This window comes from Pollutimonas nitritireducens, from assembly GCF_002849615.1.
GTDB classification, from domain to species: Bacteria; Pseudomonadota; Gammaproteobacteria; order Burkholderiales; family Burkholderiaceae_B; genus Pollutimonas; species Pollutimonas nitritireducens.
In genome coordinates this window covers 1-1,306 of the sequence record NZ_PDNV01000033.1, presented here as the reverse complement: position 1 = coordinate 1,306, position 1,306 = coordinate 1, and the positions used below count along the sequence as shown (strand labels likewise).

Here is a 1,306-nt window from a genome sequence, read left to right as displayed (position 1 = left end):
AGGCTCTTCCCCATTATCGGGGGATGGGCATCCATCAGACACGGTTGATCACACCGTTCCAACCGCATTGAGCCAAGACTCGCATGCGGTAATTCTCGAAGTTCCTGAAACCATATGCACGGCGTGAGAGCATTTCCATTTTAGTGTGGAAGCCCTCGGTGATGCCGTTGGACTTGGTAAAGCGCCACATGCGCACGATCGGCGCCAACCAGGATCTCAATGTCTGGGCCAAGGCACGTGCGGGACTGCTCTCGAACTGCTCGAGCAGCTTGAGGAATTTGGGCAGCAGCTGCTTGGCCCGCTTGCGCTTGAGGCTCTTCATCACCAGAAATCCATTCAGTTGCTGCTTGGCAAAGTACAGCGCCTGAAGCACCGGCGACTGCGCCAGATACTGATGCAAGCGCTCTTTCTGCACCGCCGTCAGCCTCCAGTGATGCCGGCGCATCAGGCTAAGCAACCCTCGATTCTTGCGCCCTTCAGGATCGTGTTGCTGCCAAAGCTTCAGAAAGTGCTGATTCACCAGTCGTACCACATGGAATCGGTCGGCCACAATCATGGCATTGGGAAAGTATTTGCGGGCAATCTGGCGATACGTCTCGGACAGGTCCATCACGATCACCCGCACGTTCTGCTTGCCGGGCAGCCGCTTCAGATAACTGTGCAGGCTCGCCTCTGAGCGCCCCAGCACGACATCGAACACCTTGTGGTGCTTTAGATCTACCAGCGTGGTGGCGTAGCCCTTCTTACGGCTGAAGAAATGTTCGTCGATACCGAGCACCTGAGGGCAGGCCCGGCCCGAAAGCTCCAAGACGCGTTGCTTGACGAAAGATTGATACCAGCGCTCGACCGTGGCGCTGCCGATCTGATGCGTACGAGTCAATTGATGCTGGCTCACGCCCCCGTCATGGGCCTCAAAGACCTCCAGGCGATACGCTTCGGTGGCCCGGCGCCGCGGCCGGATGCCCGCAAAGCGGTGGCGAAAATAGCGATTGCAATCGGTGCAGTGGTACTTGGGCACGCGCAGGTGCAGCACCATCAATTGGTTGCCTTGGCGCGTGTGTTTGAGCGTGCGTTGGTGGGTCGCTTTAATGCGCACCGACTCTTGCTGACAGTGGACGCACGCCAAGCGCTTGGCTGGCCTGGCCCAAACATGAATCTCTCGGCCACGTTCCACTCGATCGATGACTAGATCTCTGATTCCTAAGATAGAATTTACTGGGGACATCGGCATTGCTTCCATTAAACGTGTTTCTTCGCAAAAACAAGTCTAATGAATGTCGGCGTCCCCCGTTAATGATGAAGAGCC

General features: G+C 56.7%; 1 protein-coding gene. It reads right to left on the bottom strand.

Going from position 1 to position 1,306, the window contains the following annotated elements; translation table 11 throughout:
- Positions 1 to 34: 34 nt before the first annotated feature.
- The gene (locus CR155_RS20570; protein WP_102071921.1) at positions 35 to 1,225 is read right to left on the bottom strand and encodes an ISL3 family transposase; all 1,191 of its coding nucleotides are present in this window, start codon (positions 1,223 to 1,225) and stop codon (positions 35 to 37) included.
- Between the last annotated feature and the right edge of the window lie 81 nt (positions 1,226 to 1,306).